The sequence below is a fragment of the Shewanella sp. 11B5 genome, from assembly GCF_002836795.1.
GTDB lineage: Bacteria > Pseudomonadota > Gammaproteobacteria > Enterobacterales > Shewanellaceae > Shewanella > Shewanella frigidimarina.
On sequence record NZ_PJAP01001072.1, the window covers coordinates 1 to 2,390 of the forward strand.

Genomic DNA, 2,390 nt, shown 5'->3' on the forward strand with positions numbered 1-2,390 from the left:
TTTATAGCTAGATAAAACATCGTCTTGAAATTCACGCGAGCAGATTCTAGGGAGGATTGATTAATTGAAACTGAAAAATAGACTACAAAAACAAACTCAGTGTCGGCAATGATTAATCTTTGATAAACTGTCAAAAACTAAAACCAAAAAGGACTTTTTATGCCCATTAATGCATTAATGTTGAGCGCCTCACGGGTCGGTAATTCGACATATCTAAGCCATACCGTTGAGCTTATTCGTCCACTCACTCAGCCAGGACAACAATGGTTGTTTATTCCTTATGCTGGCGTCAGTGTAAGTTATGATGAGTATTTAACAAAAGTACAAACAGCGCTTGAACCTCTGCCAATTACCATTAGTAGCATTCATCAGTTTGCAGACCCAAAACAAGCCATTCTAGATGCTGCAGGTATTTTTGTTGGTGGCGGCAATACATTCCAATTGCTCAACGAATTGTATCGCTACGACTTACTGCACTTAATTCGTGAAAAAGTAGAAAATGGCATGCCGTATGTGGGCTGGAGTGCGGGATCAAACATTACTGGTGCCAGCATTCGTACCACCAATGATATGCCAATTGTCGAGCCGCCCTCTTTTACCGCATTGGGTATATTGCCATTCCAATTAAATCCGCATTACACCAACTACCAAATGCCAGGCCATAATGGTGAAACTCGTGCGCAACGGCTGTTAGAATTTACCATGGTCGATCCACTGACACCGGTGATAGGAATCCAAGAAGGCAGCGCTCTATGGCGCCAAGGCGATAAATTACACCTTATTGGTAATGAGACGGCTTATTTATTCCATGGTAAACAACAAGAAGTTGAACTTACCGCTAACACCGACTTGTCACACTACCTTTAGTCAGCTTACCTGCTCTTAACCTATTACGTTTGCTGATAATCGGTTTTGATCAAAACCATTGGGCTTACTCTATAAGCCCAATGGTGCATATTGATAAGCTACTCGCCATCGTATTGATTTCGCTCACTGGGAATATCCGTTGAGTATTCAACAAACTCAACTTCAAATCCGCTTGGGTCAATAAAGTAACGGCTTTTATAAAAAGGATCATGTCCGCCTATAATCGCCACCTCAAAACCCACTTGTGACAATCTAGCAACTAATGCATCAATATTGTCCACAACGTAAGCGAAATGTGCCAAACCCAATGCATTGCTTTTAAGATCGCGCACCTCGCCACTACCAGAATCATTTAACGATAAATAATGATAATCATCACCAAAGTGAAGCCATTTCCGCGGCGTACCATGCCAAACAGACTCGCCACCGCCACGCACTCGCCAGTGTGGAAAGGCCGCTTTATAAAATACTAATGATTCATCTAAGTCATTAACTACTAAATTTAAATGTTCTAATCGCATCACTTATCTCCTTATGGTTAATGCAACACAGCTTAATACCTCAAGCTAACTTGAGGTAAAGCATTATTTTTGCCAAAATGATAAAAAAAATCGGAGGTTGAATGTCAATAGATGCAGAACTAAGTGTTGGCCAAGTCGCCAAACGTTGTGGAATAAACATCTCTGCGATTCACTTTTATGAGCAAAAAGGTCTCATCAGCGGTTGGCGCAATAATGGTAATCAACGTCGTTATACACGAGACGTTATCAGGCGAATATCGCTCATCAAAGCTGCGCAACAATTAGGGATATCGTTGGATGATATCAAGCATGCTTTTGCTGCTTTACCCAATGAACGAACAGCGACTAAAGAAGACTGGGCAGAATTATCAAATGTTTGGAATAAATCACTTACGCTGCGGATAGCCCAGATGCAAAAATTGAAAGATTCGCTCGAAGGTTGCATCGGTTGTGGTTGTTTATCGATGAAAAACTGTCCACTGTATAATCCAAACGATATTCTTGTAGAACAAGGCCCTGGTCCAGTGCTTTTGAATAAATGATAAATACAAAAAAGCCTAGTTTAATAACAAACTAGGCCTAAGCAATTAGCTAAATTAGGGGGGAGATAAACGATTAGGTAGAGAATATGGCTTAAATGCTGTTAACACCTAAGCCACTAATCGTATTAGACTCACAATAAAGGCTTAACTAAGCGTTTTGGTAGTCACAATATCTATTTTACGAGGTTTCATAGCTTCTGGAATTTCACGCACTAAATCAATATTTAATAAGCCGTGTTCTAATTCCGCACCGACGACCCGCACATAATCCGCTAATTGAAAACTACGTTCAAAACCACGCTCAGCAATCCCTTGATGCAAATATTTGCGTTCATCACTGTTAGCAGTCTTATTACCTTTTACTAATAGCTTTTCACCTTCACTCATAATATCGAGTTCTGGCATAGAAAAACCCGCTACCGCCATGGTGATCCGATAACGATTTTCGCCTAAAAGCTCA

Annotated in this window: 4 protein-coding genes; 2 read left to right on the top strand and 2 right to left on the bottom strand. The window is 40.5% G+C overall.

The window, feature by feature from the left end; genetic code table 11:
• Positions 1-159 precede the first annotated feature (159 nt).
• A complete protein-coding gene (gene pepE / locus CXF78_RS20425) occupies positions 160-867 on the top strand; it encodes a dipeptidase PepE (RefSeq protein WP_102037785.1) in 708 nt (235 codons plus the stop codon).
• 98 nt (positions 868-965) lie between these two features.
• Here pepE and CXF78_RS20430 read toward each other — a convergent pair whose 3' ends face one another.
• The gene (locus CXF78_RS20430) at positions 966-1,388 is read right to left on the bottom strand and encodes a VOC family protein (RefSeq protein WP_102037786.1); all 423 of its coding nucleotides are present in this window, start codon (positions 1,386-1,388) and stop codon (positions 966-968) included.
• Positions 1,389-1,489: 101 nt separating this feature from the next.
• On the opposite strand from CXF78_RS20430, the gene soxR reads away from it, so the two are divergent.
• On the top strand, positions 1,490-1,930 hold the full coding sequence (gene soxR, locus CXF78_RS20435; RefSeq protein ID WP_102037787.1) for a redox-sensitive transcriptional activator SoxR: 441 nt from the start codon (positions 1,490-1,492) through the stop codon (positions 1,928-1,930).
• Positions 1,931-2,074: 144 nt separating this feature from the next.
• Here the strand turns inward: soxR and CXF78_RS20440 are convergent.
• Positions 2,075-2,390: Hsp20 family protein (locus CXF78_RS20440; RefSeq protein ID WP_102037788.1), on the bottom strand; the 316-nt coding region annotated here is incomplete at its 5' end.

Coding starts and splice junctions, on each gene's coding strand:
- pepE (WP_102037785.1), top strand. CDS start 160: ATGCCCATTAATGCATTAATGTTGAGCGCCTCACGGGTCGGTAATTCG.
- CXF78_RS20430 (WP_102037786.1), bottom strand. CDS start 1,388: ATGCGATTAGAACATTTAAATTTAGTAGTTAATGACTTAGATGAATCA.
- soxR (WP_102037787.1), top strand. CDS start 1,490: ATGTCAATAGATGCAGAACTAAGTGTTGGCCAAGTCGCCAAACGTTGT.